This window comes from Sphingobium sp. B8D3A (assembly GCF_025961995.1).
Lineage (GTDB): Bacteria > Pseudomonadota > Alphaproteobacteria > Sphingomonadales > Sphingomonadaceae > Sphingobium.
Genome location: NZ_JAOQOS010000001.1, coordinates 306,935 through 332,375, shown reverse-complemented (window position 1 = coordinate 332,375; position 25,441 = coordinate 306,935). Strand labels below are relative to the sequence as shown.

23 protein-coding genes and 1 tRNA gene are annotated in these 25,441 nt (G+C 65.3%); 9 read left to right on the top strand and 15 right to left on the bottom strand.

Annotation, left to right across the window (positions count from 1 at the left end; translation table 11 throughout):
- Positions 1-280: 280 nt before the first annotated feature.
- The 7 genes from M2342_RS01600 to M2342_RS01570 all read right to left on the bottom strand — a co-directional run bounded on the left by M2342_RS01600 (position 281) and on the right by M2342_RS01570 (position 8,006).
- Positions 281-1,804: an efflux transporter outer membrane subunit gene (locus M2342_RS01600; RefSeq protein WP_264577793.1), complete on the bottom strand. Its 1,524-nt coding sequence runs from the start codon at positions 1,802-1,804 to the stop codon at positions 281-283.
- Positions 1,805-1,809: 5 nt separating this feature from the next.
- Positions 1,810-2,937, bottom strand: a complete 1,128-nt coding sequence (locus tag M2342_RS01595; RefSeq protein WP_264577792.1) for an ABC transporter permease — start codon at positions 2,935-2,937, stop codon at positions 1,810-1,812.
- Positions 2,937-4,121: an ABC transporter permease gene (locus M2342_RS01590; RefSeq protein WP_264577791.1), complete on the bottom strand. Its 1,185-nt coding sequence runs from the start codon at positions 4,119-4,121 to the stop codon at positions 2,937-2,939. Before M2342_RS01590 ends, M2342_RS01595 begins: the two co-directional genes overlap by 1 nt.
- Positions 4,118-5,872, bottom strand: coding sequence for an ATP-binding cassette domain-containing protein (locus M2342_RS01585; protein WP_264577790.1), 1,755 nt, complete (start codon positions 5,870-5,872; stop codon positions 4,118-4,120). The genes M2342_RS01590 and M2342_RS01585 overlap by 4 nt, the downstream gene beginning before the upstream one ends.
- Positions 5,873-5,921: 49 nt before the next feature.
- Complete coding sequence (locus M2342_RS01580) at positions 5,922-6,926, bottom strand: HlyD family efflux transporter periplasmic adaptor subunit (protein ID WP_264577789.1); 1,005 nt, start codon at positions 6,924-6,926, stop codon at positions 5,922-5,924.
- A 4-nt stretch (positions 6,927-6,930) separates the two neighbouring features.
- A complete protein-coding gene (locus M2342_RS01575) occupies positions 6,931-7,536 on the bottom strand; it encodes a CerR family C-terminal domain-containing protein (protein ID WP_264577788.1) in 606 nt (201 codons plus the stop codon).
- 302 nt (positions 7,537-7,838) lie between these two features.
- On the bottom strand, positions 7,839-8,006 hold the full coding sequence (locus M2342_RS01570) for a hypothetical protein (protein WP_264577787.1): 168 nt from the start codon (positions 8,004-8,006) through the stop codon (positions 7,839-7,841).
- Between the two features lie 110 nt (positions 8,007-8,116).
- On the opposite strand from M2342_RS01570, the gene M2342_RS01565 reads away from it, so the two are divergent.
- Both M2342_RS01565 and M2342_RS01560 read left to right on the top strand, forming a co-directional pair.
- Positions 8,117-8,191: transfer RNA gene (locus M2342_RS01565), tRNA-Thr, on the top strand.
- A gap of 204 nt (positions 8,192-8,395) precedes the next feature.
- Entirely contained in the window at positions 8,396-8,818 is a 423-nt protein-coding gene (locus M2342_RS01560) for a DUF4168 domain-containing protein (protein WP_264577786.1), read from the top strand.
- Between the two features lie 58 nt (positions 8,819-8,876).
- On the opposite strand, the gene M2342_RS01555 is transcribed toward M2342_RS01560, so the two are convergent.
- Positions 8,877-10,991, bottom strand: coding sequence for a malate synthase G (locus tag M2342_RS01555; RefSeq protein ID WP_264577785.1), 2,115 nt, complete (start codon positions 10,989-10,991; stop codon positions 8,877-8,879).
- Positions 10,992-11,009: 18 nt separating this feature from the next.
- On the bottom strand, positions 11,010-11,438 hold the full coding sequence (locus M2342_RS01550) for a GlcG/HbpS family heme-binding protein (protein ID WP_264577784.1): 429 nt from the start codon (positions 11,436-11,438) through the stop codon (positions 11,010-11,012).
- A gap of 252 nt (positions 11,439-11,690) precedes the next feature.
- On the opposite strand from M2342_RS01550, the gene dapD reads away from it, so the two are divergent.
- On the top strand, positions 11,691-12,533 hold the full coding sequence (dapD, locus tag M2342_RS01545) for a 2,3,4,5-tetrahydropyridine-2,6-dicarboxylate N-succinyltransferase (RefSeq protein WP_264577783.1): 843 nt from the start codon (positions 11,691-11,693) through the stop codon (positions 12,531-12,533).
- A gap of 42 nt (positions 12,534-12,575) precedes the next feature.
- Here the strand turns inward: dapD and M2342_RS01540 are convergent, their stop codons facing one another.
- From M2342_RS01540 to M2342_RS01530, 3 genes are all read right to left on the bottom strand, one after another.
- Positions 12,576-13,826 carry a mechanosensitive ion channel family protein gene (locus M2342_RS01540; RefSeq protein WP_264577782.1) on the bottom strand — a complete coding sequence of 417 codons (1,251 nt, stop codon included), beginning with the start codon at positions 13,824-13,826 and terminating at the stop codon, positions 12,576-12,578.
- A gap of 136 nt (positions 13,827-13,962) precedes the next feature.
- Positions 13,963-14,283, bottom strand: coding sequence for a DMT family transporter (locus M2342_RS01535; RefSeq protein ID WP_264577781.1), 321 nt, complete (start codon positions 14,281-14,283; stop codon positions 13,963-13,965).
- Positions 14,284-14,413: 130 nt separating this feature from the next.
- Positions 14,414-15,046, bottom strand: coding sequence for a PilZ domain-containing protein (locus M2342_RS01530; protein WP_264579964.1), 633 nt, complete (start codon positions 15,044-15,046; stop codon positions 14,414-14,416).
- Between the two features lie 236 nt (positions 15,047-15,282).
- Between M2342_RS01530 and M2342_RS01525 the strand changes: the two genes are divergently transcribed.
- Positions 15,283-17,652, top strand: a complete 2,370-nt coding sequence (locus M2342_RS01525) for a ribonuclease R family protein (RefSeq protein WP_264577780.1) — start codon at positions 15,283-15,285, stop codon at positions 17,650-17,652.
- 70 nt (positions 17,653-17,722) lie between these two features.
- Here M2342_RS01525 and M2342_RS01520 read toward each other — a convergent pair whose 3' ends face one another.
- The 3 genes from M2342_RS01520 to hisC form a co-directional block, all read right to left on the bottom strand.
- Positions 17,723-18,391, bottom strand: a complete 669-nt coding sequence (locus M2342_RS01520; RefSeq protein ID WP_264577779.1) for a hypothetical protein — start codon at positions 18,389-18,391, stop codon at positions 17,723-17,725.
- A gap of 113 nt (positions 18,392-18,504) precedes the next feature.
- Positions 18,505-19,413 carry a prephenate/arogenate dehydrogenase family protein gene (locus M2342_RS01515; protein WP_264577778.1) on the bottom strand — a complete coding sequence of 303 codons (909 nt, stop codon included), beginning with the start codon at positions 19,411-19,413 and terminating at the stop codon, positions 18,505-18,507.
- Entirely contained in the window at positions 19,413-20,528 is a 1,116-nt protein-coding gene (gene hisC, locus M2342_RS01510) for a histidinol-phosphate transaminase (protein ID WP_264577777.1), read from the bottom strand. The genes M2342_RS01515 and hisC overlap by 1 nt, the downstream gene beginning before the upstream one ends.
- Before the next feature lie 138 nt (positions 20,529-20,666).
- Here hisC and metX point away from each other — a divergent pair, with 138 nt between their 5' ends.
- From metX to M2342_RS01485, 5 genes are all read left to right on the top strand, one after another.
- Positions 20,667-21,806: a homoserine O-acetyltransferase MetX gene (gene metX / locus M2342_RS01505; protein WP_264579963.1), complete on the top strand. Its 1,140-nt coding sequence runs from the start codon at positions 20,667-20,669 to the stop codon at positions 21,804-21,806.
- 5 nt (positions 21,807-21,811) lie between these two features.
- A complete protein-coding gene (locus M2342_RS01500; RefSeq protein WP_264579962.1) occupies positions 21,812-22,267 on the top strand; it encodes a GNAT family N-acetyltransferase in 456 nt (151 codons plus the stop codon).
- Positions 22,260-22,853, top strand: coding sequence for a methionine biosynthesis protein MetW (gene metW, locus M2342_RS01495; RefSeq protein ID WP_181561002.1), 594 nt, complete (start codon positions 22,260-22,262; stop codon positions 22,851-22,853). The genes M2342_RS01500 and metW overlap by 8 nt, the downstream gene beginning before the upstream one ends.
- 136 nt (positions 22,854-22,989) lie before the next feature.
- Complete coding sequence (locus M2342_RS01490; RefSeq protein ID WP_264577776.1) at positions 22,990-24,213, top strand: multidrug effflux MFS transporter; 1,224 nt, start codon at positions 22,990-22,992, stop codon at positions 24,211-24,213.
- A gap of 115 nt (positions 24,214-24,328) precedes the next feature.
- A complete protein-coding gene (locus tag M2342_RS01485) occupies positions 24,329-25,195 on the top strand; it encodes a pirin family protein (protein ID WP_264577775.1) in 867 nt (288 codons plus the stop codon).
- Positions 25,196-25,441: the final 246 nt, after the last annotated feature.

The window sequence follows — 25,441 nt, the reverse complement described above, 5'->3', positions numbered from 1 at the left end:
ATCCCTCGCGGGAGTGCCCCTCCCACGTCCAGTGTTCAACTCAGACCGCTGTATGACGTGGCTACGATTCGAGCCCCGCCGAGGGCAAGTTGTGGCAGTGCTCGCCCCCCCGATCAAGCACGCCCTCTGTCAAAAATCTGAAATAAAATGCTTGACCACGGAATCCCGACCGGAAGGACGGTTAAACAGATAACCAACTGATATTTAACACATTTTTTCAGCCTTGAGAGGCCGGAATTTGCTGCGCCCGCTGCGAATCGTTGGGATTCCGAAGATCAGGTCACGGCGCTCCTGCGGCCCGAAAGTTTAACCGTTCGGACACCATTTGCGCTTGTCCTCTTCTTGTTCTCATACGGCGCGCTCCGTCGGGTTCCATCGAGGCCTGCGACTCGGACGACCAGCCACCGCCCAATGCCTTGTGGAGTGCAATCGCAGCCTGGACCGCCCCCGCCTGCGCGCGGTTCAGCTGCTGCATCGCGGACTGGCGCACCAGAGCGGCCCGCGCCAGGGCGAGCCGGTCGTCCTCGCCAGCGGCCTGGCGGCGGGACACCAGCGCATAGGCAGCCTCTTCCCGCGCCAGCGTCTCGCGTGCAGCGGTGAGCCCCTCCACGCTGCGGTCGAATCGATTGATCGCGTCTTCACTGTCCGCCAGCGCGCCGACCACGGCGCCATCATAGCGGGCCGCCGCTGCCTGCGCGCGCGCATCGGCCGCGCGCACCATCGCCCGGGCCCGCCCGCCGTTAAACAGCGGCCAGAACAGGCCGCCCCCGCCCTGCAGCCGGGTGCTGTCCCCGCTCACCAGATCGCCGATCGCGCGGGCCTGCTGGCCGACAGCCAGGCTGAGCGACAGGCGCGGGAACAGATCGGCCCGCGCCACGCCGATGTCGGCCGTGGCTGCCGCCAGCTCCCGCTCGGCGCCGAGAATATCCGGCCGACGCCGCAACAGCTCGGAGGGCAGGCCCGCCGCAATGGCCTGCGGCGGCGCAGGAATGGCGCCCGGCTGCTCCAGTTGCGGGACCAGCGCGGCGGGTTCCTTGCCGACCAGCCGCGCCACTTGCACGGCCGCGCTCCGCACGCCGGCCTGCGCCTGCGTCACCGAGAGCCGGGCAGTCTCGGCCTCGCCCCGCGCGCGGCTGGCATCGATGGCATTGGCTTCGCCAGCACGCTCCAGCAGCCCCGCCAGATCGGCAAGCTGCGTGCGCGCGGAAAGCATGTCCTGCGCGACCGCAAGATCCGCCTGCGCCTGCCGCAGACCGACATAGGCCCGCGCCAGTTCGGCGATCAATTGCATCCGCACCGCCTGCGCCGAAAGCGCCGCCGCCTCGCTACGTGCCTGCGCGGCCTCACTCTGGCGCGCCTGCCGGCCCCACAGATCAAGTTCCCAACTGGCGTCGAAGCCGACATCGAACAGCGGGAAGTCCCGCGCGAAGCCGGGAATCTGGCCCACCGGCATCTGGCCATTCTCGCTCAGCACCACCTGATTGCCGCTCGCACTCGTCGTCACCTGCGGCAGGCGCCCGCCGCGCACGGCATCGCGATTTGCCCGCGCCTCCGCCACCCGCGCCTGTGCCTCGCGGAGGTCCGGGTTGCCGGCCAGCATCTGCTCGACCAGTCCGTTGAGCATAGGATCGTGCAACTGCTCCCACCACCGCTCGGCCTGCACGGCGCCCGTCCCAGCCTCGCCCAGCCAGCGATCCGTCACATGGGTCTGCGGCGGCGCATAGGCGGGACCGAGCGCACAGGCGGAGAGCAGCAGTGGTGCCAGCGCAGCGCCGGCGAGCGGAGGGAGAGAGGTAACACGCATGGACTTCACTCCATTCGGGCACGGAACAGCCAGGCCGCCGCACTCAGAGAGACGAGGGCTATGACGCCAAGCGGCCAGAGCTGATGGAACACGACGGCGGCGGGCATGGCCTTCAAGAACAGGCCCTGCACGATGATGAGGAAATAGCGGACCGGATCGGCGTGCGTAATGATCTGCAACCAGTCCGGCATATTCTCGATCGGCGCGGCATAGCCGGAGAGCAGGATGAGCGGCACGGTGACGATGAACGAGCCGAGAAACGCCTGCTGCTGCGTCATCGACATAGCCGAGACGAGCAGACCCAGGCCGATGAGGGCAAGCTGGTAAAAGAGCATCGCGATGAGGAAGAGCAGGAAGGAGCCGGTGAAAGGCACCCCGAAGGCAACCTGCGCCACCACCAGAAACAACACGCCGTTGACCATGCCGACCAAGAGCGGTGGCACCATCATGCCGATGAGAATCTCATGCACCCGCATGGGCGAGACCATCAGCTGATCGAACGTCCCAAGTTCCCGCTCGCGCGCCACCGCCTGCGAGGTGATGGCGATGCCGGCGATGGAGATGATCAGCGCCACCAGCCCCGGCAGGGTGAACCACATATAGTCGAGGCTGGGATTGTACCAATGGGTCACCGCGCTGCCGCCGGCCATGCGCGCGCTGATCGGCGCCAGTTCCGCGCCATAACCCGCCGCGATCTGGTTCACATAGCCCGCAACGATCTGTGCGGCATTGGACCGGCGGCCATCCAGCACCAGGCCAAGCGTGGCGCTCTGCCCACGCGCGAGGCGCTGATCGAAATCCTCCTGGATGACGAGCGCCGCCAGCACCTTCTGCTCGTCGATCGCCTCTTCCATCGCCGCCATGGAGGGCAGCACGATGACGTCCCGAAAGCGCGGACTGCCCTCGATGCGCTGGAGCAGTTCCTGCGCATGGACGCCGCCGGAGCGATCGACGAGGCCGATGTCGACATTCTTGACGTCCAGCGTGGTGGCGAAGGTGAAGATCAGCAACTGAATCAGCGGCGGCAGCACAAGCACGATGCGCGACTTGGGATCGCGCAGCAGCGCCCAGATTTCCTTGACGATCATCGCGCGCAGGCGGGTGAAGCGGGCAGGCAACTGTAGCATCGGCATCAGTCGAGGCTCCGCCGCGTGGCGCGGAAGCAGAGGATGAAGAATAGGAAGCCAAAGCCCAGCATGATGAGGATGTTGGGCAGGATGATCGCCCAGATGTCCCCGGCCATGAACACGGTTTGCAGCGCGGGAATGAGGTAGCGCGCCGGCACGGCATAGGTCAGCGCCTGGATCGGCCAAGGCATCGATCCGATCTCGAAGATGAAGCCGGAGAGCAGGAAGGTCGGGAGGAAGGAGGCGAGCAACGCCACCTGACTGGCCACGAACTGGTTGCGCGTCGTCGCCGAGATGAACAGCCCCAGTCCCAGCGCGGGCAGCAGGAAGGCGGCGGCGATGGCGAACAGGGCGAAGATCGATCCATGGAAGGGCAGGCCGAAGGCGGTCACCGCGATCACCGTGCACAGCGCCATGGAGACCATGCCGAGCAGGAAATAGGGCAGCACCTTGGAGAGAATGAACTCAGTCATCCGCATCGGCGTAGCCAGCAGCGCCTCCATGGTGCCCCGCTCCCATTCACGCGCGACGACCAGCGCGGTGAGCAGCGTCCCGATCATCGTCATCACGATGGCGATGGCGCCGGGCACGAGGAAATAGCGGCTCTGCAGGCCCGGATTGAACCACATGCGCTGGGAGACATCGATGGGCGGCGCAGCCCTGCGCCCGAGGCGCAGACCCAGCTCGTCGGCCATCCATGTCTGCCGGACCCCCTCGGCATAACTGGCGACGAAATTCGCCTGATTGGGCTGGGTGCCATCGGTGACGATCTGGATCGGCTGCGGTGTTCCCTGGGCCATGGCCCGGCCAAAATCGGGCGGAATGACGACGAAGCCGCGAATCGCCCCCTGCTGCATCAGTGTACGGGCGGGCAGCACGGCATTGAGCGGGGTGACCTGGAAATAGGGCGAATGGGCATAGGCCTGCGCCAGCCGCGCGGCCGGCGCGCTGTCATCCTGCACGACCAAAGCGATCTTGGTGTCGCGCGGATCGAGGGAAATCGCATAGCCAAAAAGGAAGAGCAGCAGCAGCGGCATCGCAAAGGCGATGAGGAAGGTCGAAGGATCGCGCCGGATTTGGGCATATTCCTTGACGATCAGCGCCAGCAGCCGGCGGCGGGAAGAGCCTGCCATGGCGCCGGCACGCGCCTCCACCTGCGCCAGCGTCGGATCGGGATCGGTCCCACTCATGCCGCGGCCTCCGCCTCCCGGTGGGCGTCGGACGCCTCGATGAGGGCGATAAACGCGTCCTCCATCGTGGGATCATCCTTGCCGGTCAGTTCGCCGGCTTTCGCCTTGAGCGAGTCGGGCGGGCCGCTGGCGATCTGCTGCGCGCGATAGATGAGCGTCACATCGTCGCAATATTCGGCCTCGTCCATGAAATGGGTGGTGACCAGCACCGTAACGCCGCGCCGGACGAGTCCGTTGATATGCGTCCAGAACTCGCGGCGCATGACCGGATCGACACCGGATGTCGGCTCATCCAGGAACAGCACCGGCGGCTCGTGCATCACCGCGCAGGCCAGAGCGAGGCGCTGCTTGAAGCCGAGCGGCAGCGTCCCGGCATTGCGCTTGAGGTTGCCGCCCAGCTCGAAAATGTCGGTAACCCGCTCGATCGCCGCGCGCGCCTGTGCGCCAGCCAGATCATAAGCGCCAGCGAAGAAGTCGAGATTCTGGGCGACCGACAGATCGCCATAGAGCGAGAATTTCTGGGCCATATAGCCCAGCGATCCTCGGGCCTGTGCGGCGGCCCGGCGCAGATCGTGCCCGGCGACCGATCCGCTGCCCTCGCTCGGCGTGAGCAGGCCACACAGCATCTTGAACGTGGTCGATTTGCCCGCGCCATTTGGCCCCAGCAGACCGAAAATCCGGCCACGCGGAACCGTGAAGCTCACATCGCGCGCCGCCGTGAAGTCGCCAAATCTTTTGGTCAGCCCCCTGGCTTCGATGGCGGGTGCATCGCTGGCGGGAATCTCGCGATAGGCCGCCGCCAGCGCGCTGGTCCCATCCGGCCCGCCCCCCAGCCGCTCGATGAACCCGTCCTCGAAGCGCGCAGGCGCCCGAGACACCTGCGTTTCCGGCCCCATATCGAGCGCGTCGGCGTCGGGCACCGAATGGCCCTCGCCGATGAGCAGGCGGATCGCGCGGCCCTGCAAGGTGCCGTCGATCACGTCCGGCCGGTCGAGCGCGCGGGTGAGCGCTTGCCGGCGGCGCTCGGCAAAACCGGTGACCCGAATCACGCGGTCGCTGATCGCATCGGTCAGGGTGGCCGGCGGGCCCGTGAACAGCGTCCGGCCGTCGCTCAGCAGATACACCGTGTCGCACAGCTCGGCCTCATCGAGATAGGCGGTGGACCAGAGCACGCCGATGCCCTCCTTGGTCAGCTCGGCAACCATGGCCCACAGCTCGCGGCGGCTGATCGGATCGACGCCCACGCCCGGCTCGTCGAGCAACAACAATGGCGGCGTGCTCACCAGCGCGCAGGCCAAGCCCAGCTTCTGCTTCATGCCACCCGAGAGCTTGCCGGCCGGGCGCGCCTGAAAGCGGGCAAGGTCGGTGAATTCGAGGAGGCGCTTGAAGACGCTCTCCTGCGCATCGCGCGGCAGGCCCCGCATCTCGGCATAAAGGACGAGATTCTCGCGCACGGTTAGGTCTTCATAGAGGCCGAAGCGCTGCGGCATGTAGCCGATCGAATCAAGGCGATCGGCAGGCGGCGCGCCGAGAATGGAAACGGTGCCTTCATCCGCCCGCATCAACCCGGCCAGCACGCGAATCAACGTTGTCTTGCCGGCACCATCCGGCCCCACCAGCCCGGTGACCTTGCCCGGCACCACCACCAGGTCGACCCCGCCGAGCGCACGTGTGTCGCCGAACGCTTTCACGATCCCCGTGGCCGTCGCGACCGGCTGGCTATCGCCAGCGACTGGCGCGAGGTCACTCATATCGGCCTGCCGCCGTTATTCCGTCGCGATGGCGACGTCCCGCGCATGGTCAGCGCTTCGCTGTGGGGGCGGGATCGGCGATGGCAACGCTCACCGGCTGGCCCTGCCGCAGCTTGCCGTCCGGATCATCCACGACGATCCGCAAGCGATAGACCAAGTCGGTGCGCAGGTCGCTCGTCTCCACCGTCTTGGGGGTGAATTCCGCGCGCGGCGAAATATAGCCGATGATGCCGGAATAGGATTTGGGGTTGCCGTCCGCCGTGATCGTGACCGTCATGCCCGGGGCTATCCGGCTGAGCTGGTTCTCCGCCACATAGGCCCGCACGCGCACCGGGCGATCGATGGCCAGCGTGAAGACGGTTTCGCCCGGCGCCACGATCGCGCCGGGTTCGCGCGCACGGGTCACCACCACACCATCCACGCTCGCGAGCAGGCGGGCGTCATCGAGATCGGTGCCAACGCCCTTGCGGGATGCCTCTGCCGCCTGCAGCGCCGCGCGCGCCGCCTCGATATCTTCGCGCCGCGCGCCGGTGCGCACCAGGGTCAGCGCCGCCTGCGCTTCAGCGAGCTGGGCATTAGCGCGATCGCGCATGGCGACGGTCGATTCCCACACATCGCGGCTGATTGCGCCCGGGGCGACCAGCGGCTGCCGGCGTTCATAGTCGCGCTGGGCATCGCGCGCCGCCGCCTGCGCTGCCGCAAAGCGAGCCTGCGCCTGAGCGACATCTTCCGGCCGACTGCCGCGCTGGAGCTTGATCAGTTCCGCGCGAGCCTGCGCCACGCGCGCATCGGACTGGGCGACGGCGCTATCGATGGAGGCCCGGTCCAGCTCGGCCAGCAGCATGCCCTGCTTGACCCGCTGGCCTTCCTCGACCGGGATCTGCGCGATCCGTCCGCCGACCCGGAAGCCGAGATCCACTTCCCGAATGTCGACATTGCCATAGAGCGTCAGAGGCCCGTCATCCCGCCCCAGCAGCCCGAAGCCGCGCGTGCTCACGGCAGCGATCAGCATGACGGTGACGATGATGAGCACGATCAGGCGCTGGCGGGTCATGGCGTCATTCCTCGGTGAGCAGGGTTTCGGCGGACTTGAGCAGGCTGGCGACCAGCGCCTCGCCCGTAGCGGAATCGAGATCGGGCACTTGCATGGTCCGCACCACGCAGGCGCGACCGAGGCGCAAAATCAGCGCCATGCCCATGATATGGAGGATCAGCGGGCGGCGCTCCGCTTCGGCAAGCGATGGCCGCGTGACGGCGGAGAGCAGAATCGCGGTCTCCACCAGCGGCCCGATCAATCCATCGTAGAGGCGCGTGAAGGCCTCGGTCGGGTGCTGCTGCTCACGCGCCACGAACTGCGCAAAGGTCGCCGAGCGCGACGAGAGCAGGAAGCGCGCCAGCGTCTCCAGCAGCGCCAGCATCTGCGTGCGGGCCTGCGCGGGGGTCTGGGGCGGCTGCTTCTCGATGATGGCGATCAGCGGCGCGTAGATACTGGCGACGACGGAGGCGATATGGTCGGCGCAGGCGAGGTATAGCCCTTCCTTGGAGCCGAAATGATAGGTGATCGAGGACATCGCCGTCCCGCTGGCGCGAGCAATTTCGCGCGTGCTGGCCCCGTCGAAGCCGAAGCGGCCGAACTGCTCAAGAGCTGCCTCAATAATCTGCAACGGAAGATCGCTTCTTGCAGGGCTTTCCGTGTCCACGGATGCGGCCCCGATATCCGTTGCTAGCGCTTTCTTGCGCGTGCGGGTCACGGCCTCATGCATTTTCTTCGCCCGTCGTGGCGTGGCGGACGGGCTGGTGGCACGTCCCTGACCCGCTCGATCTCGACATCCTTCGTCGAGCGGCGTTCGACGATGACCAGCACAATGACGATGGAGGCCGCATGAAGGATATTTGTTCGATCGAACGAACAATGTCAAATGGTGACAGTAACCGTCAGGAAGGCTGGTTGAGCCGCTGCGACGCCCTAGCGATCCGTAGGAGCCTCCTCCTCGCGCCCCTCGACAGGTTGATCCAGCGTGGCCTTTGAATCCGGCGCATCCGTCTTGGCACGGGCCTGCCCCTTGCGGCGGCGCAGATTGGCCCGCAGCGCTTCGGCGAGCCGGCGTTGGCGGTCGGAGGGCGGGGTACTCATGCCCTTACTTTACGAATCCGGCTTTTACGCTGCAAGTCGCCTTGACAAGGCCAGACGGTAAGGCCATAGGCGCGGCCTTGCTGACGCGGGGTACCCCTGCGAACGGCAGTGCTGCCGTAGCTCAGTGGTAGAGCGCATCCTTGGTAAGGCTGAGGTCGCGAGTTCAATCCTCGCCGGCAGCACCATTTTCCCCATTTGCTGTGAAGAACGCAGAGCCAGCCCGTGAAGGGTGGTTGTGGGCCACGAGAAATCATCGACTTACGGTGCATGAGTGGCGCTGCAGACACACCTCACCCCGGTGATTAAACGTGTAATCGACGTTTATTTGCCCCCTCCCCGTCGCTCCCTACCTTTCAAGCACGGTTCAAAACATCTGAAAGGTATCCGTCATGAAGTCATCACTGCTTTACACCGCTGCGCTGCTGCTGAGCGGCGGCATTGCTGTGCCAGCCATGGCGCAGGACACCGCAGCGCCGGCCACTACACAGCCGGCTGCCCCCGCCTCGCCCGCAGCGCCAGCTTCTCCGGCCGCACCGGCCACGGCAGCTGCTCCAGCGAGCTTTACGGATGCGGAGCTGGTCGGTTTTGCCAAGGCCGCCATCCAAGCGGACAAGATCCAGAAGGACGCAACGGTCGCTGCAGACGCCAAGCAGGAGCAGATGCTCGCCGCCGTGCAGTCCAATGGCCTGACGCCGGCGCGGTACAACGAGATTGCCCAGGCGACCCGGACCAATCCGGATCTCGTGAAGAAGATCCAGGAACTGGCCTCGGCCGACATGGCGAGCCAGCAGCCGGCGACCGCAAATCCTTAAGACGCGGCGCGCACAACGCTGAAACGAATTGGGCGGCTCCCTGCGGAGCCGCCCATTTTCATGCCCGGTTGTCCTGCGCCTTCACCCGCAATCGCCACGCATGAAGCAGGGGCTCGGTATAGCCGTTTGGTTGCGCGACGCCCTCGAACACCAAGGCCCGTGCGGCTTTCAGCGCAAGGCTCTCCGGATGGCCTGCCATCGGTCGATAGAGCGGATCGCCGGCATTCTGTGCGTCGACCTTGGCCGCCATCTTCTCGAAGGCCGAATCGACCTGCGCCGGCGTACACACGCCATGAAGCAGCCAGTTGGCGATATGCTGGGAAGAAATGCGCAGCGTCGCGCGATCTTCCATCAGGCCGATGTCGTTGATGTCCGGCACCTTGGAACAGCCAACCCCCTGATCGATCCAGCGCACGACATAGCCGAGAATCCCCTGCGCATTATTCTCCAGCTCCTCGACGATCTCCTGCTCGGACCAGTTGGTGCCAGGTGAGAGCGGCACGGTGAGCAGGCCCGAAAGCGGCGCCACCAGCTCGCGCCCGCGCTCTTGCTGGCGCGCCGCCACATCGACGGTGTGATAGTGCGTCGCGTGCAGCGTCGCCGCCGTCGGTGAGGGTACCCAGGCCGTGTTCGCCCCGCTCATGGGATGCGCGATCTTCTGCTCAAGCATGTCGGCCATCCGGTCCGGCGCCGCCCACATGCCCTTGCCGATCTGCGCCCGGCCAGAGAATCCGCAGGCCAGACCGATCTGCACGTTGCGATCCTCATAGGCCTTGATCCAGGCGGCGCTCTTCATGTCGCCCTTGCGGATCATCGCCCCGGCTCGCATCGATGTGTGAATCTCATCGCCCGTCCGGTCGAGGAAGCCGGTGTTGATGAACACCACCCGATCCTTGACCGCCGCGATGCAGGCCATGAGGTTGGCAGACGTCCTCCGCTCCTCGTCCATTACGCCGACCTTGATGGTGTGCCGGTCCATGCCCAGCATATCCTCGATCGCATCGAACAGATCGTTGGTGAAGGCGCATTCCTCCGGCCCGTGCATCTTGGGCTTCACGATGTAGACGCTGCCGGCGAGACTGTTGCGCACCGGCCCGGCGCCATTGAGATCGTGCAGGCCGATCAGGCTGGTCACGATACCATCGAGAATGCCCTCGGGCGCCTCGGCGCCATCGGGCAGCACAATCGCCGGCGTGGTCATCAGATGGCCGACATTGCGGACGAGCAGGAGGCTGCGTCCCTTGAGCGACCATTCCGACCCCTCGCGATCCTTGAAAACCCGGTCCTGATTGAGCCTGCGCGTCTGCGTCTTACCGCCTTTCTCGAACGTCGCGGAGAGGTCACCCTGCATCAGCCCGAGCCAGTTGGCATAGGCCGCCACCTTGTCCTGCGCATCCACGGCCGCGACCGAATCCTCCAGATCGACAATGGTCGAGAGCGCCGATTCGATCACCACGTCAGCGATGCCCGAGGGGTCATTCTTGCCGATGGGGTGATTGCGGTCGAACACCACCTCGATATGCAGGCCATTCTTGCGGAACAGGCGGCCCTTGGGCGTCTGGCCGACATATTGGGTGCCGTCCGCGATGGCGAAGCCCTTGGCGGGATCGCCCATGTCCGCCCAGCTCCCGGACACCAGCGGCACGGCCCTGTCGAGAAAGGCCTTGGCCCAGGCGATGACCTGCGCGCCGCGCTCGGAATCGTAGCCGCCCGGCTTGGCCGTTCCCGGCAAGGCATCCGTGCCGTAGAGCGCATCGTACAGGCTACCCCAGCGCGCATTGGCCGCGTTGAGCAGGAAGCGGGCGTTGAGCACCGGCACCACCAGTTGCGGCCCGGCCAGCGTTGCGAGCTCGGCATCGACCTTTTGCGGATCGATGGTGAAGGGCGCCGGCTCTGGAACCAGATAGCCAATCTCGCGTAGGAAAGCCTCATAGGCCTGCTGATCGATCGGCTGGCCGGCCCGCGCCTCATGCCAGGCGTCGATCTGCGCCTGAAGATCGTCGCGCTTCGTCAGCAGCGCACGATTGCGCGGCGCAAAATCGGCAAAGATCGCTGCCGTCCTGGCCCAAAAGTCTTGCGCAGTCAGCCCCGTACCCGGCAGCGCGCGCTGCTCGATGAAGTCGGCCAGTTCCTGCGCCACCGAGAGCCCGGCGCGGTCCACCTTGTTCGTCATGCCTTGCATCCCCGCCGTTCAGCCCTGCGCCTTGAGGCCAGCCGCTGCCAGCCCGGCCAGCGCGGCCGCTTCGTCATTGTCCGATGTGTCGCCGGTCACCCCGACCGCGCCGATCGCCACGCCCTCATCGTCGACGATGATGACGCCACCGGCCGCCGGGATCACCGCATGCGGCGCGGAGGCCGCAAAAGCCCCGATGAACCAGGGGCGCTCCTGCGCCATATCCCCCAGCTTGCGTGACGAAACGCCCATGGCGAGCGCCCCGGCCGCCTTGCCCGTCGCCACCTGCGCGCGCGCGAAAGAAGCGCCATCGCCGCGCTGAAAGGCGATCAAATGCCCGCCAGCATCCACGACGGCGGCGCTCAGCGGCTTGAACCCTGCGGCCTGCCCTTGCGCGAAGACGCCCTCGATAACCGCATTGGCCTGTTGCAAACTGATCCGGCTCATAAATCTGTTCCTTCCGCTCACGTGCGATCATCGGGATTTGGCTGTGCGGGGACATAGCCGGCCCGTTCAGTCGAGACCAGCAAAGTCCGCGTCGAATCAGCCGCGAAGCGCAACGCCTTGCTGGCGACAGGACATCGGTCACAGCAACTGCCGAAATGCCAACGCCCCGGTCACAAAGCGGTTCAGCATCGCGCCAAAACGCATTAAGGGGCGGCCCACACTCCGCACTCGCGATGAAATACGAGGGACGTCATGACCGATACCAAGCTGATCGCCACCATCGATGCCGCGTGGGAGGACCGCGCCAATATCGGCCTGTCCACCACGGGTGACGTCCGTGCGGCGGTGGAGAAGGCGCTGGCGCTGCTGGATAGCGGCGAAGCGCGGGTGGCCGAGCCCAGCGTTAATGGCTGGCAGGTCAACCAATGGCTCAAGAAGGCCGTGCTGCTCTCCTTCCGCCTCAACGACAATGCGTTGATCGACAATGGCCCCGGCGCCGGCCACTGGTGGGACAAGGTGCCCTCCAAATTCGCAAACTGGGGTGAAGCGGAATTCCGCGCCGCCGGCTTCCGCGCTGTACCCGGTTCCATCGTTCGCGCCGGTAGCTATGTCGGCAAGAACGTCATCCTGATGCCCAGCTTCACCAATATCGGTGCGTTCGTGGGTGACGGCACGATGGTCGACACCTGGGTGACGGTCGGCAGCTGCGCGCAGATCGGCAAGAACGTCCACCTCTCTGGCGGCGTCGGCATTGGCGGCGTGCTGGAGCCGCTGCAGGCCGACCCGGTGATCATCGAGGATGATTGCTTCATCGGCGCGCGCTCGGAAGTCGTCGAGGGCGTGCGCATCGGCCAGGGCTCGGTACTGTCGATGGGCGTCTTCATTGGCCAGTCGACCAAGATCGTCGATCGCGCCACCGGCAAGGTCTATATGGGCGAGGTGCCGCCCTATTCGGTGGTTGTGCCCGGCTCGCTCCCCGGCAAGCCGCTGCCGGACGGCACGCCCGGCCCGAGCCTCTATTGCGCTGTCATCGTCAAGACCGTCGACGCACAGACCCGCTCCAAGACGGGCATCAACGACCTGCTGCGCGACTGATCGGGAAAGGGGGCGGGGCCCGACCTCGCCCCCTTTCCCATCTCAGGCGGCTTTGAGTTGGCGCAGATCCCGTCCGCTCGGCTCCTGGAACACCCGCAGATCGAAAGAGTCTAGCACGGCCAGCATATGGTCGAAGATGTCGGCCTGGATCGCCTCATAGGCCGCCCAAGCCGTGGTGGTAGTGAAGCAGTAGATTTCCAGCGGAATGCCCTGCGGCGTCGGGTCCAATTGCCGCACCAGCAGCGTCATCTCCTTCGAGATGCGCGCATTGGCCCGCAGATAGGCGGCCATATAAGCCCGGAATGTCCCGAAATTGGTGACCCGCCGGCTGTTCACCGGATCGAGGCCGTCATGGGCGATGCGGCTGTTCCATCGCTCCAGCTCCGCCTGCTTTTCCACCAAATAGTCGCCCAGCAGCGCAAAGCGGCGCAGGCTCTGCTCTTCCTGATCGGACAGAAACCGCACGCTGGTCTGGTCGATCATCAGCGAGCGCTTGATCCGCCGCCCGCCGGATTCGGACATGCCGCGCCAGTTCTTGAAGCTCTCCTCGATCAGCCGGTGAGTCGGGATGGTGGTGATCGTCTTGTCCCAGTTCTGCACCTTCACCGTGTGCAGCGCGATGTCGATCACGTCGCCATCAGCATTGAGCTGCGGCATCTCGATCCAGTCACCCACGCGCAGCATGTCGTTGGAGGTCAGCTGGACGGACGCCACCAGCGACAGGATCGTATCCTTGAACACCAGCATGACGACTGCCGCCATGGCGCCAAGGCCCGAAAGCAGCAGCAGCGGCGACTTATCCATCAGCTGGGCGATCATCAGGATCGCCGCCGCCGCGAACAGCACGATCTTGAGAACCTGGATATAGCCCTTGATCGGCCGGTTCACGGCGTGCGGCCGCCGCTGGTAGAGATCGTTGACGAAGGTCAGTGCATGGCTGAGCGCCAGCACGATGGTGAGGATCACGAACGCGCCCGCCACATTCTGCACCACCGTCACCAGCGACGGCGGCAGATGCGGCACGGCCGCGATCCCGCGTGAGACGACCATAGCCGGGACGATATTGGTCAGCCGGGCCACCGCGCGGCCAAGTGCAGGCGTATCGTGCGGCAGGACGCGCAGCGCCATGCGCAGCAGGATCGACTTGAAGATGAAGTTCGCGAGCGCCGCGACCGCGATCAGGATTGCCAGCCCGGCGAGGCTTTCAGCCCAGGCCGGCAGACCGGCGAACCACCGATCGAAAAGGGGAATGGAAAAGGAAGGGTCGGTTGCCGAGGGAATAGAATCAATCATGACAATGGGCGCGACCGCGAGGGGGCCGGCGATAAGCTCCTGTTTTATCTCAAATTGGGCGGCCAACCTGCCTGCCTTTAGGCATGAAGTCAAACCAGCGGCCGGATTGTGCGGGCCGCTGGCTACTCCAGACGATCTAGACCGGCGTTGAAATCTTCATGAGGACGAGGCCCGAAACGATCAGCGCCGCTGCGGTCAATCGCAGCACTGTAAGCGCCTCCCCAAAAAACGCGATGCCGACAGCGAATGCGCCGAGCGCGCCGATGCCCGTCCAGATCGTATAGGCCGTGCCGAGTGGCAAAATCTTCAGCGACCAGGCCAGACAGGCAAAGCTGAGCAGCATCGCCCCGATCATGACGAAGGTGGGCCATAGCCGGGTGAAGCCATCCGACTGCTTCATGGCCGTTGCCCAGACGACCTCGAACAAACCCGCGATAAAAAGCGCAATCCACGCCATGACAGCCTCCTGAAAGCGCCGGGCCGTCCCGGTCTTGACGTCAGAGGCGGGAACGTGGTCGCCGCAAGGAAAATTTAGGCGCCACACCGCGTGCGATCAAGGGCACATAGGCCCTAAGTCGATCAAGCCCTCAGCCGCCGCCGAGCAGGCGCTGGCGGAGGCGTTCCATGCCGATGGCGTCAATGGCGACTGCTCGATCGGCCGCCTTGAGCACCTCGGCCAGATAGCCAAGCGTCTGCGCCGCAAGATCGAACTGCTGCAGGGCGGTCGCCCGGCTCGTGACATCCACCGTTTCGACCAGTTGCGTGCCGAGGTCTTCGATCAGATGCCGGAGCACATCCAGTTCCTCGGCGATTCGCCGATCCAGCTCCGCAGTCGGGGCAGAGGCGCGGGGCGCCGTCCCAGCCCCAGCGGGCCGTGATGACGGCAGAGGCGCATCGACGCGGGGCAGCCCGGTCTGACTTGCGGCAGCGATCCAATTGCCCTCGCGCCAGCCGGACACCGAAATCGTGCCCTCAAAGCGCACGCCGCAGCGATTCTTGTCCACCCAAATGACCGTGGCGCCCATCTCAAGCTGCAAGCGCCGCAAGATAAGGCCAGCACCGACCGGCGGCAGCGCAGCGCCTTCCAGCAACGCGCCGTGCTCGGAGAGATTACGGATGCGCACCGGAGCGGCGATCCCCTCCGCCTCGATGGTCGCGGACAGGAGCAGGTTCGTGCGGGAAGGCCGAGCGGCCGCTGGGTTGGACTGGTCTGCCGGCATCGGCACAATCGGCTTCCTATCCAAAAAACATTCTCTAGATCCGTCGCTCGGCCCGGCGTCCGTCCGACCTCCCGGACGTCTGCGGGGCTGAGGAAATCTCCCCGCAAATAGCAGGCTCGCTTGCCGGCGCAAATCCCATCCGTCGACTCGCGCTCCTCGCCGAGTCCCGAAATGCGCCGAACGGGCCGAGTTGCAATTGATTAGCGCCGGCGCCGGCACGTGCCTATATCGACGCTATGGCACCACCCAGAAAGCCCACCCGTCCTCAGCCCGCCGGCCTGCCGACGCGCGAACAGATCCTCGATTTCATCAGCAATGCCGATCAGCCGGCAGGCAAGCGCGAGATCGCCAAGGCCTTCGGTCTGCGCGGCAACGAGAAGATCGCGCTCAAGGCCCTGCTGCGCGACATGGCCGATGAAGGCCTGCTCGAAACCGGCAAGGCGCGGGCCTTCAACCTGATGGGCGGCGTCCCCAAGGTCACCGTGCTGCGCGTGGTCGAGTCCGATGGCGGTCAGGTCATCGCCGTGCCGGAGCGCTGGGAAGCCGAGGGCCACCCTATTCCCAAGCTGCGCGTCATCGAGCGCGGCAAGCGCGGCGCGCTGGGCATTGGCGACCGGATTCTGGCGCGCACCGAGCAGGCCGGTCATGGCTGGGTCGCCCATCCCATGAAGAAGCTGGCCGGCGCGACCGAGCAGATGCTCGGCGTGGTCGCCAAGGACGAGCGCGGCAAGCTGATCCTGCGTCCCGTCGATAAACGCATCCGCTATGAGACGCCGATCAGCGACCAGGGCGATGCGCAGCCGGGCGATCTCGTGCTGGCCGAGAAGAGTGGCCGACCGCCGCGCGTCACGGCGCGGGTGACGGACGTGCTTGGCGACCCCTTCCAGCCGCGTAGCTTCAGCCTGATCGCCATTCACAAATATGGCATTCCCGACGTGTTTCCCGAGGAGGCCGAGGCCGAAGCGGCGAAGGTCCACGACCTGCCCCTCCATGCCGATGAGCGCGAAGATCTGCGCGCCCTGCCCATCGTGGCGATCGATCCGGTCGATGCCCGCGATTTCGATGATGCCGTGTGGGCCGCGCCGGACGATGATCCCGCCAATGAAGGCGGCTTCAAGGCCATCGTCGCCATTGCTGACGTCTCTTATTATGTACGGCCCGGCTCGGCACTGGATCGCTCCGCGCGCAAGCGCGGCAACAGCGTCTATTTCCCCGACCGTGTCGTGCCGATGCTGCCGCACGCGCTCTCGTCGGACATGTGCTCCCTCAAGGCAGGCGCGGATCGCGCCGTACTGGCCTGTCATCTCGTCATTGGGCCGGGCGGCGCGCTCAAATCCTGGCGCTTTACCCGCGCGATCATCCGTGTCGCCGCCAACATTCCCTATGAGATGGCACAGGGCGCGATCGACCGCGTGGAAGGCAAGCCCGAGCGGACTTTCTCCGACATCCGACTCGACACCGGCCTGATCGAGCGCCTCAAGGGCGATGGGCTGATCGACGACGCACTGGTGCCGCTCTGGGCTTGCTGGCGGGCGCTCGCCAAGGCACGCGATGCCCGTGGTCCGCTCGATCTCGACCTGCCCGAGCGCCGGGTCGTGCTCGACGAGGAAGGTCGCATCGTCAGCATCGCTATCCGCGAACGGCTGGATGCGCACCGGCTGATCGAGGATTTCATGGTCACCGCCAATGTCGCCGCCGCCAAGGCGCTGGAAGCCAAGAAGGCGCCGGTCATGTACCGCGTCCATGAGCCGCCCAGCCGGGAGAAGCTGACGACGCTTAAGGAGTATCTTGAAACCTACGGCATCAGCCTGGCGCTCGGGCAGGTGATCACCACCAAGACCTTCAACCGGCTGATCGAGCAGATTCCGGATGATGCCGCCGCGCGGCCGCAGATCATGGAGCAGATCCTGCGCAGCCAGACGCAGGCCTATTACGGCCCGCGCAATCTCGGCCATTTCGGCCTGTCGCTCGGCTCCTATGCGCACTTCACCTCACCGATCCGGCGCTATTCGGACCTTTTGGTGCATCGCTCGCTGGTCGGCGCCTATGGGCTGGAAATGCCCGCCCCGGCGGACAAGTCGCTCCCGCGCGACACGCGGCTCTCTTCGGAAGACGTGGCCGATCTCGCGCCCATCGGCGAGCGGATCAGCCAATATGAGCGTCGGGCGATGGAAGCGGAACGCGAAACAGTCGACCGTTATGTCGCGGCGTTTCTGGCGCAGCATGTCGGCGAGATCATGGCCTGCCGCATCACCGGTGTGCAGAGCTTCGGTTTCTTCGCCACCGTTGTCGAACTGGGCGGCGATGGCCTCGTCCCGGTCTCGACGCTCGGCGGGGAATATTTTCGCTATGACGAAGTGCAGCAGGCGCTGATCGGCGAGGATAGCGGCGATCGCTATGCCATGGGCGACCGCATCGACCTGCGCATCGCCGAATCCGACCCAGTAAGCGGCGCGCTGCGCTTCGAGATTCCGCACGGCGCCAGCCACATGCCCGAACGCAAGGACCGTCGCCGCCCCGGTAGCAGCGCAACCGCACGCCGCCCCGGACGTCCGCCGAACATCCGGCACACCGCGCGCCGCAAGGGGCCGGTCAAACGCCGCTGATCGCGCGGGACATTGGATAAAGGGGCGCTCTATTTAGGCGCGCCCCGTCGTTCATTCCTGCGCTGTCAGGTCAAAAGGCGTAGAACAACGAAAACAGCAGCACAGGGTAAACCTTGTACTTGTTGACCTCGTCGTCGACGTCCGCCTGTTCCTTGAGCAACTGCTCCTGGAAAGCCGCGTTGGTGGCGAGGCTGCCGGTGGCGCGCAGCGCATCCACGCGCGGCGTGCCTTGGAACATGGCGCCGGCGTCCACGCCGAACTTGATGCCGCGCGTCAGGCCACCCGCATAGCCCACGGTCAGCAGCGGGGCGAAGTCCTTAGCGCGGATCGTGCCGGAGAGCGTGCCGATCTCGCTCGGGGTATAAGTAACATCGCCGATGGTGACCGGCTCGGTCGGCGTCGCCGTAGCGCTGACCCGGTTCTTGGCGATGCGGAAACCACCGGAAAGCCGGAACCCGCCGCCGAACGGATAGACGTCCGCGACGGCGCCATAGGACTCGAGCTTCAGCTTGCCCTCATAGGTCAGGTCGTTCACGTCGATGTCATGGCTGAAATCGAAGAAGGACGCGCTGGCTCGTATGCCGAACGTCTCATTGATCCGCATCCCCATTTCCGGCCCGGCGCCGAGCGTGCCGGCGGTGACGCCGACCGAGTAGCGCGCATCTTCTGCGAAGGCGGGCGACACCGCCAGAAGCGTGGCGGTGCTCAGTGCGAGACAGGTCTTCATCTTGATAGGCATTTTGCTTTCCCCCCAAATGTCGTGAGGGCGCGCTCATGCCCGAGCCGGGTACAGGCGTCATATCCTGTCAGGGATATACGCTGCGGAAGCGATCGCTGTGTTTCGGCGGCCGATTATTCGTGCTGCCGCCCGAAGTCAGGCGCGGCGTCGTCCTGCCCTTGCTCGATGATCGAGCGGCGGATCGCCCGCGTCTTGCTGAAATGCTCGAACAGCGCATCGCCATCGCCCCAGCGAATGGCCCGTTGCAGTTGCGAGAGATCCTCCGAGAAGCGCTGAAGCATCTCCAGCACCGCGTCTTTGTTGGTGAGGAAGACATCGCGCCACATGGTGGGATCGGATGCGGCGATGCGGGTGAAGTCGCGAAAGCCGCCGGCCGAATATTTGATGACTTCGCTGCGCGTCACGCTCTCCAGATCATTGGCCGTGCCCACGATCGTATAAGCGATGAGGTGCGGCAAATGGCTGGTGACGGCCAGCACCAGATCATGATGCGCGGCATCCATGATCTCGACATTTGCGCCCAGTCGCTGCCACAGCGCCTCGACCCGCGTGACCGCAACCGGATCGGTCCCGGCCGGCGGCGTGAGGATGCACCAACGGTTGCGGAACAGCGTCGCAAAGCCTGCCTCCGGGCCGCTATTCTCCGTGCCGGCAACCGGATGTGCCGGCACCAGCGTCACATCGGGCAGGACCCGGTGGATTTCGGCGATGATGCTGGCTTGGGAGGAGGCCACCTCCGAGAGGATGACATCGGCTGCCAGATCGTCGCGGACCGCCTCGGCAACCGGCGCCATCGCGCCCGGCGGCACGCACAGCACCACCAGATCGGCATCGATGACCGCAGCGCCGGGCGTGTCCGTCACGTCATCGCATAGGTCGATCCGGCGCGCGGTGTCCCGCACTTCCGGATTGGCATCGTGCCCGACCACCCGCACGGTCGGCGCATAGGCCCGCAGGGCGCGCGCCAGCGACGATCCGATCAGGCCCAGCCCGATGATGGCAACGCGCGAAAAGGGCAGCATCAGGCGCCGACGATCCGGCGGAGTGCAGCGACGAGCCCCTTCATGTCTTCCGGCGTGCCGATGGTGATGCGCAGGGCATTGGGCAGATCCTGCCCGGGCAGCCAGCGCACGATATAGCCGGCGTCCATCAGGCCCTTATAGGCCGTCTCGGCGCTCGTCTCGCCCTCGAACAGCACAAGGCTGAAATTGGCCTTGGAGGGGACGGCGCGCAGGCCCTTGTTACCGAGAGCGCCGATCTCCGTCTCGAACCAGGCGCGCCATTCGCTGTTGTGAGCGCGGCTCTTCTCCACGAAGTCCTGCGCCTCCAGCGCCGCAACCGCCGCGCGGGACGAGGCGATCGGGAAGGAGAAGGGCTGGCGGATACGATGCATCGCGTCGATCACCTCCGCACTGGCATAGCCCCAGCCGACCCGGCCGGCAGCAAGGCCGAAGATCTTGGAGAAGGTGCGCGTGACCAGCACATTGGGTGCGGTGCGGGCCAGTTCCAGCCCGCCATCGTCATCCTCGGCGTCGAGATATTCGCTATAGGCCTGATCCAGCACCAGCAGCACATGCGGCGGCAGTCCGGCATGCAGGCGGGCGATCTCCGCGCGGGGTGTGAACGTGCCGGTCGGGTTGTTCGGATTGGCGAGGAATACCAGTCGGGTGCGGTCCGTGACATGGGCCAGGATGGCATCGACATCCGTCGCATAATCCTTGTCCGCGACCTCGACGGGCACTGCGCCGACGCGACGCGTCGCGATCGGGTATACGGAGAAGCCATAGCGCATGAAAATGATCTCGTCGCCCGCGCCTGCAAAGGTGCCGGCAGCCATGTGCAGCACTTCATCCGACCCGGTGCCGTAGATGATCCGGGCCGGATCGAGCCCATGCCGCTGCGCAATCGCCTCGCGCAGTTCCACCGCAGCGGAGTCGGGATAGCGCTCCAGGCAGTCGGCAGCGGAGCGGAATGCCGCGCGCACCGGCTCGGCCGTGCCGAAGGGATTTTCATTGGACGAAAGCTTCACGACCTCGCGGCCATCGTCCGCCTTCGACTTGCCCGGCACATAAGGCGCGATGGCCATGATCCACTCTTTGGCGACGGGTGCGGCGGGCTTTTGAAGATCGTCTGTCATGGCGTGGCGCTTTAGCCCCGCTGTGTGCAATTGGCAAAGGCCTGTGCGATTCGCCCAAACCTCCGCGAGGATGCGCGCTCCACCGCCCCGCCCGGCCGGCGATTGACAATGCCCGTTCTTCGGCTCAAGCGCTGGATCATGTCCATGGAGAGTGCCATCGCTTCCACAGACCAGCGCTTCGGCCTGCGGCGGTCCATCCGGCTGGCAGGGCCGCTCCGGCTCGATAGCGGCGCGAGCCTGACGCCCGTTGAGATCGCTTACGAAACCTATGGCACGCTGAACGCGCAGGGCAGCAATGCCGTGCTGATCTGCCATGCGCTGACCGGCGACCAGTTCGTCGCATCGGAACATCCGGTGACCGGCAAGCCCGGCTGGTGGACGCGCGCCGTGGGACCCGGCAAGCCCATTGACCCCGAGCGGCACTTCATCATCTGCGCCAATGTGTTGGGCAGTTGCCTCGGCTCTTCCGGCCCGGCCAGCATCGATCCTGCCACCGGCGCGCCTTTTGCGATGCGCTTCCCGGTCATCACCATCGCCGACATGGTCCGTGCGCAGGCGATGCTGCTCGATCATCTGGGCGTGGCCCAGCTTGCCGCTGTGGTCGGCGGCTCGATGGGCGGGATGCAGGCGCTGGCATGGCCGACCCTCTATCCGGAGCGCGTGCGCGCCGTGCTGGCGATTGCCACTACCGCCCGTCACAGCGCGCAGAACATTGCCTTTCACGAGGTCGGGCGCCAGGCGATCATGGCCGACCCGCGCTGGCGCGGCGGCGACTATTATGCGAGCGGCGAGCCCCCGGCGGCGGGCCTGGCGGTGGCGCGCATGGCCGCGCACATCACCTATCTCTCCGAAGCCGGGCTGACCGAAAAGTTCGGCCGCAAGCTGCAGGCACGGGAGGCGAAGACCTTCGGCTTCGATGCCGACTTTCAGGTCGAGAGCTATTTGCGCCACCAGGGCATCAGCTTCGTCGAGCGGTTCGACGCCAACAGCTATCTCTATATCACCCGGGCGACGGACTATTTCGATCTGGCGGAAGATCATGGCGGTAGCCTGGCGAGTGCGTTCGCGCGGACGCAGGCGCGCTTCTGCATCATCAGCTTCGATACCGACTGGCTCTACCCGACGACAGAGTCGCGCAACATCGTCCACGCGCTCCATGCCGCCGGTCGGGCCGCGACCTTCGTCGAGCTTTCGAGCCCCTTCGGGCATGACAGCTTCCTGCTGGATGCGCCGGAGATGAATCGCGTGCTCGACGGCTTCCTGAGAGGCGGCACGTGACCGGAATGCCCGCTGATATCACGTTGAGCGACGATCCGGTCCGGTTGGATCGCGCGCGCATTCACGGCTGGCTGGCCTCGAGCTATTGGTCGCCCGGCATCGCCCGCGCGCTGGTGGACCGGGCCATTGACGGATCGCACTGCCTCGGCGCCTATCGCAACGGCACCCAAGTCGGCTTCGCCCGCATGATCACCGACCATGCCACCTTTGCCTGGCTGAGCGACGTGTGGGTCGACGAGACCGCGCGCGGGGCCGGGCTGGGACGCCGCATGGTCAAGTGGTTTCTCGATCATCCTGATTTCCAGGGCATCCGGCGTATCGGGCTGACCACGCTGGATGCGCATGGCGTCTATGCGCCGCTCGGCTTCCGCAGCCCGCGAAAGCCGGATCGCTACATGGAACGGCTCGACCCCGCCTTCGACACGCTGCTGAATGGCGAAGAGACTTCGACGCATGACTGACGGCCTGCGTCCGGATCTTGCGCTGATCGCGCGCCATGTCACCACAGGCTCTCGGGTGCTGGACGTGGGCTGCGGCGATGGCGCCCTCATGGCGGCCATGCGCGACGGAGCACACGCAGACGTGCGCGGGCTGGAGATCGATCCGGCCAATGTTGCCGCGGCCGTCGGGCGCGGTCTGCCGGTCGTTCAGGGCGATGCCGACACCGACCTTGGCTATTATCCCGACAAGAGCTTCGATTTCGCGATCCTCAGTCAGACGCTCCAGACCACGCGGCGGCCAGACAAGGTGATCGAGCAACTGCTGCGCATCGGCAAACAGGCCTTTGTTTCCTTTCCCAATTTCGCGCACTGGCGCGGGCGCCTCTCGCTGATGTGGGGCGGGCGGATGCCGGTGACGCCGCTGCTACCCGAGCGCTGGTACGACACGCCCAACATCCACCACCTCACCATCGACGATTTTCGGGCGCTGGTGCGTGAGCGCGGCTGGACCATCGATGCCCAATGGTTCCTTAACCATGGCCGCACGACGGGATCAGCCAATGCCAATCTGTTCGCCGAACACGCCGTCTTCCTGCTGCATGCCTGATGGGCGCCACACCACCCTTCCGAATTATGCTGCAGTGCAACAACGGGGTGGCCAGATGGCAACAGGCGGTGCATAGGGCGTGCCACGAACAGAACAGCGAAACGACGACATGACTGCTGCGGCCAAGCCCTTTCCCATGAACGAACGTGAATTTGTCGGCCTGATGGCGTCGATCATGGCGCTCAATGCGCTCGCCATCGACGCGATGCTGCCGGCCTTCCCCGCGATTCGCGCGTCGCTGAACGTGGCCGACCCCAATTCGCTGCAATATATGATCACGGCCTATATGCTGGCCAACGCCGTCGGATCGCTGGTCGCCGGTCCGCTGGCCGACCGGTTCGGTCGCCGGCCAATGCTGCTGCTCAGCATTACCTTTTCGGCCCTAGGCGGCCTCGCGAGCGCACTGGCGCCGACCTACGAGATGCTGCTCACGATGCGCGCGGTGCACGGCTTCTTTGCCGCGGGCCTGGGCGTGCTCGCCGTGTCCGTGATCCGCGATCGCTACTCGGGCGACACCATGGCGCGGCTGATGAGCGTGATCTTCATCATCTTCATGCTGGTGCCGGTCATCGCTCCCTCCGTGGGTCAACTGGTGCTGACCGTGGCATCCTGGCGCGAGATCTTCCTCGTCCTCGCAGCTTATGCCAGCATCGTACTGGTCTGGACATGGCGCCGGCTGCCGGAGACGCTCGATGAAGATCAGCGCCAGCGCATTTCCCTGCCGGTCATCGCCCGCAACTGGGCGGCGGTCGTCAAGGATCGTCAGGGCTTGGGCTATATGCTCGGCGCGGGGATCATGATGGGCGGCATGTTCGGCTTCCTGAACAGCGCGCAGCAAATCTTCTTCGACGTGTTCGATGCCGGGGCTTTCTTCCCGCTCGCCTTCGCCTGCGTGGCGGGGTCGATGGCGGTGGCGAACTTTTCGAACAGCCGCATTGTCGAGCGCTTCGGCGCCCGTAGGGTCTCGCACCTCGCGCTCATCTTCTTCATCGTCGTCAGCGTCGCGCAGCTGCTGGCTAGCCAGATGCATCCCGAGCCGCTGCTGCTGTTCATGGTGCTGATCGCGCTCAACATGGGCATGGTCGGCTTTACCGGATCGAACTTCGGCTCGATCGCCATGGAGCCCTTCGGCCACATCGCCGGATCAGCCGCCAGCTTCCAGAGCTTTGCGCGCATGGCGATTGCAACGCTGATCGGGGCGGCGACCGGACAACGGTTCGATGGCACCACCCAGCCACTGGCGGAAGGCTTCATGGCCACCGGGCTGGTCGCGCTCGTCTTCATCCTGCTGGCCGAGCGCGGACGCCTCTTCACCCGCCCGCGCCGCAACGCCATGCGGCCCCCACTGCCGCCGCGCTGAGCGGTCTCGGGCGAGCGCCGGACGAGCAACTGCGCCGTCCGTCCTTCATTTCCTGAGGCCGTCACCCTATCTGAATAGGGAAAGGCTGGCCCGTGCCCGCCTGCGGAGATCGTTCGTGCGCAAGGCAATTCTCGGCCGTTACGGCAACAATCAGGGTCACTGGGTCGGCGATGGCTTCCCGGTTCGCTCGCTCTTTTCCTATCATGATCTTGGGCAACAGATCAGCCCGTTCCTGCTGCTCGATTATGCCGGGCCGCACGCGTTCGAACCGACGCAGGCGAGGCGGGGTGTAGGACAGCATCCCCATCGTGGATTCGAGACGGTCACCATCGTGTATGATGGCGAAGTGGAGCATCGCGATTCCACGGGCAATGGCGGCATCATCGGACCCGGCGATGTGCAATGGATGACGGCTGCTGGCGGCATTCTGCACGAGGAGTTCCACTCGCCCGCCTTCGCGCGCAGCGGCGGTCCGTTCCGTATCGTGCAGCTCTGGGTGAACCTCCCCGGCAAGGACAAGATGGGGCCGGCGGGTTATCAGGCGATTTCGGCCGAAGACATCCCCACCCTCGACCTCGGTGCTGATACGGGTACCGCACGCATCATCGCGGGCGTACTTGGCGACACTCAGGGGCCGGCGCGCACCTTCACGCCAATCAACGTGTGGGATGTGCGGCTGAACGCAGGCGCGGACACGACGCTCGATCTGCCTGAGGGACACATTGCCCTGATTGTCGCGCTGAGCGGCCGCCTCACAATCAATGGCACCCAGCCGCTTGATGAGGCCGAGGTGTTGCTACTGAGCCAGGACGGCAAGGATCTTCAAATCCAGGCCGCAGGTGAGTCGAGCCTGCTCGTCCTCACCGGCGAACCGATCGACGAACCGATTGTCGGCTACGGGCCCTTCGTGATGAACAGCGAAGCGGAAATCCACGCCGCGATCGATGATTTCAACAGCGGGCGCTTTGGCGCGCCCGTGTGATCGCCGGTGTTGAGACCAGTTAAGACCGCCTCAGAAGAACCTTAGAAAACAGCCAGAGGCAGTTTTCCGATTGGCCTGTGACATCTCTTTACAGTGCCTCAAAAACCAAGCTTTTCAGATAAGAGTGCCTCAAAAGAAGTCCTTAATATTTACTGCAAAATCAGTGCCTTAACTCGGATAATCCGGGTGTGGTTTCTGCGACCTAGCCCAGCCTTCGACAGGCCCTTAAGCGAGTAAAACCCAGTC

Coding starts and splice junctions, on each gene's coding strand:
- M2342_RS01525 (WP_264577780.1), top strand. CDS start 15,283: ATGGCACCACCCAGAAAGCCCACCCGTCCTCAGCCCGCCGGCCTGCCG.
- M2342_RS01560 (WP_264577786.1), top strand. CDS start 8,396: ATGAAGTCATCACTGCTTTACACCGCTGCGCTGCTGCTGAGCGGCGGC.
- M2342_RS01570 (WP_264577787.1), bottom strand. CDS start 8,006: ATGAGTACCCCGCCCTCCGACCGCCAACGCCGGCTCGCCGAAGCGCTG.
- M2342_RS01590 (WP_264577791.1), bottom strand. CDS start 4,121: ATGAGTGGGACCGATCCCGATCCGACGCTGGCGCAGGTGGAGGCGCGT.
- M2342_RS01520 (WP_264577779.1), bottom strand. CDS start 18,391: ATGCCTATCAAGATGAAGACCTGTCTCGCACTGAGCACCGCCACGCTT.
- M2342_RS01550 (WP_264577784.1), bottom strand. CDS start 11,438: ATGAGCCGGATCAGTTTGCAACAGGCCAATGCGGTTATCGAGGGCGTC.
- M2342_RS01530 (WP_264579964.1), bottom strand. CDS start 15,046: ATGCCGGCAGACCAGTCCAACCCAGCGGCCGCTCGGCCTTCCCGCACG.
- M2342_RS01515 (WP_264577778.1), bottom strand. CDS start 19,413: ATGCTGCCCTTTTCGCGCGTTGCCATCATCGGGCTGGGCCTGATCGGA.
- hisC (WP_264577777.1), bottom strand. CDS start 20,528: ATGACAGACGATCTTCAAAAGCCCGCCGCACCCGTCGCCAAAGAGTGG.
- M2342_RS01490 (WP_264577776.1), top strand. CDS start 22,990: ATGAACGAACGTGAATTTGTCGGCCTGATGGCGTCGATCATGGCGCTC.
- M2342_RS01595 (WP_264577792.1), bottom strand. CDS start 2,937: ATGCCGATGCTACAGTTGCCTGCCCGCTTCACCCGCCTGCGCGCGATG.
- metW (WP_181561002.1), top strand. CDS start 22,260: ATGACTGACGGCCTGCGTCCGGATCTTGCGCTGATCGCGCGCCATGTC.
- M2342_RS01600 (WP_264577793.1), bottom strand. CDS start 1,804: ATGCGTGTTACCTCTCTCCCTCCGCTCGCCGGCGCTGCGCTGGCACCA.
- M2342_RS01580 (WP_264577789.1), bottom strand. CDS start 6,926: ATGACCCGCCAGCGCCTGATCGTGCTCATCATCGTCACCGTCATGCTG.
- metX (WP_264579963.1), top strand. CDS start 20,667: ATGTCCATGGAGAGTGCCATCGCTTCCACAGACCAGCGCTTCGGCCTG.
- M2342_RS01585 (WP_264577790.1), bottom strand. CDS start 5,872: ATGAGTGACCTCGCGCCAGTCGCTGGCGATAGCCAGCCGGTCGCGACG.
- M2342_RS01555 (WP_264577785.1), bottom strand. CDS start 10,991: ATGACGAACAAGGTGGACCGCGCCGGGCTCTCGGTGGCGCAGGAACTG.
- M2342_RS01540 (WP_264577782.1), bottom strand. CDS start 13,826: ATGATTGATTCTATTCCCTCGGCAACCGACCCTTCCTTTTCCATTCCC.
- dapD (WP_264577783.1), top strand. CDS start 11,691: ATGACCGATACCAAGCTGATCGCCACCATCGATGCCGCGTGGGAGGAC.
- M2342_RS01535 (WP_264577781.1), bottom strand. CDS start 14,283: ATGGCGTGGATTGCGCTTTTTATCGCGGGTTTGTTCGAGGTCGTCTGG.
- M2342_RS01500 (WP_264579962.1), top strand. CDS start 21,812: ATGCCCGCTGATATCACGTTGAGCGACGATCCGGTCCGGTTGGATCGC.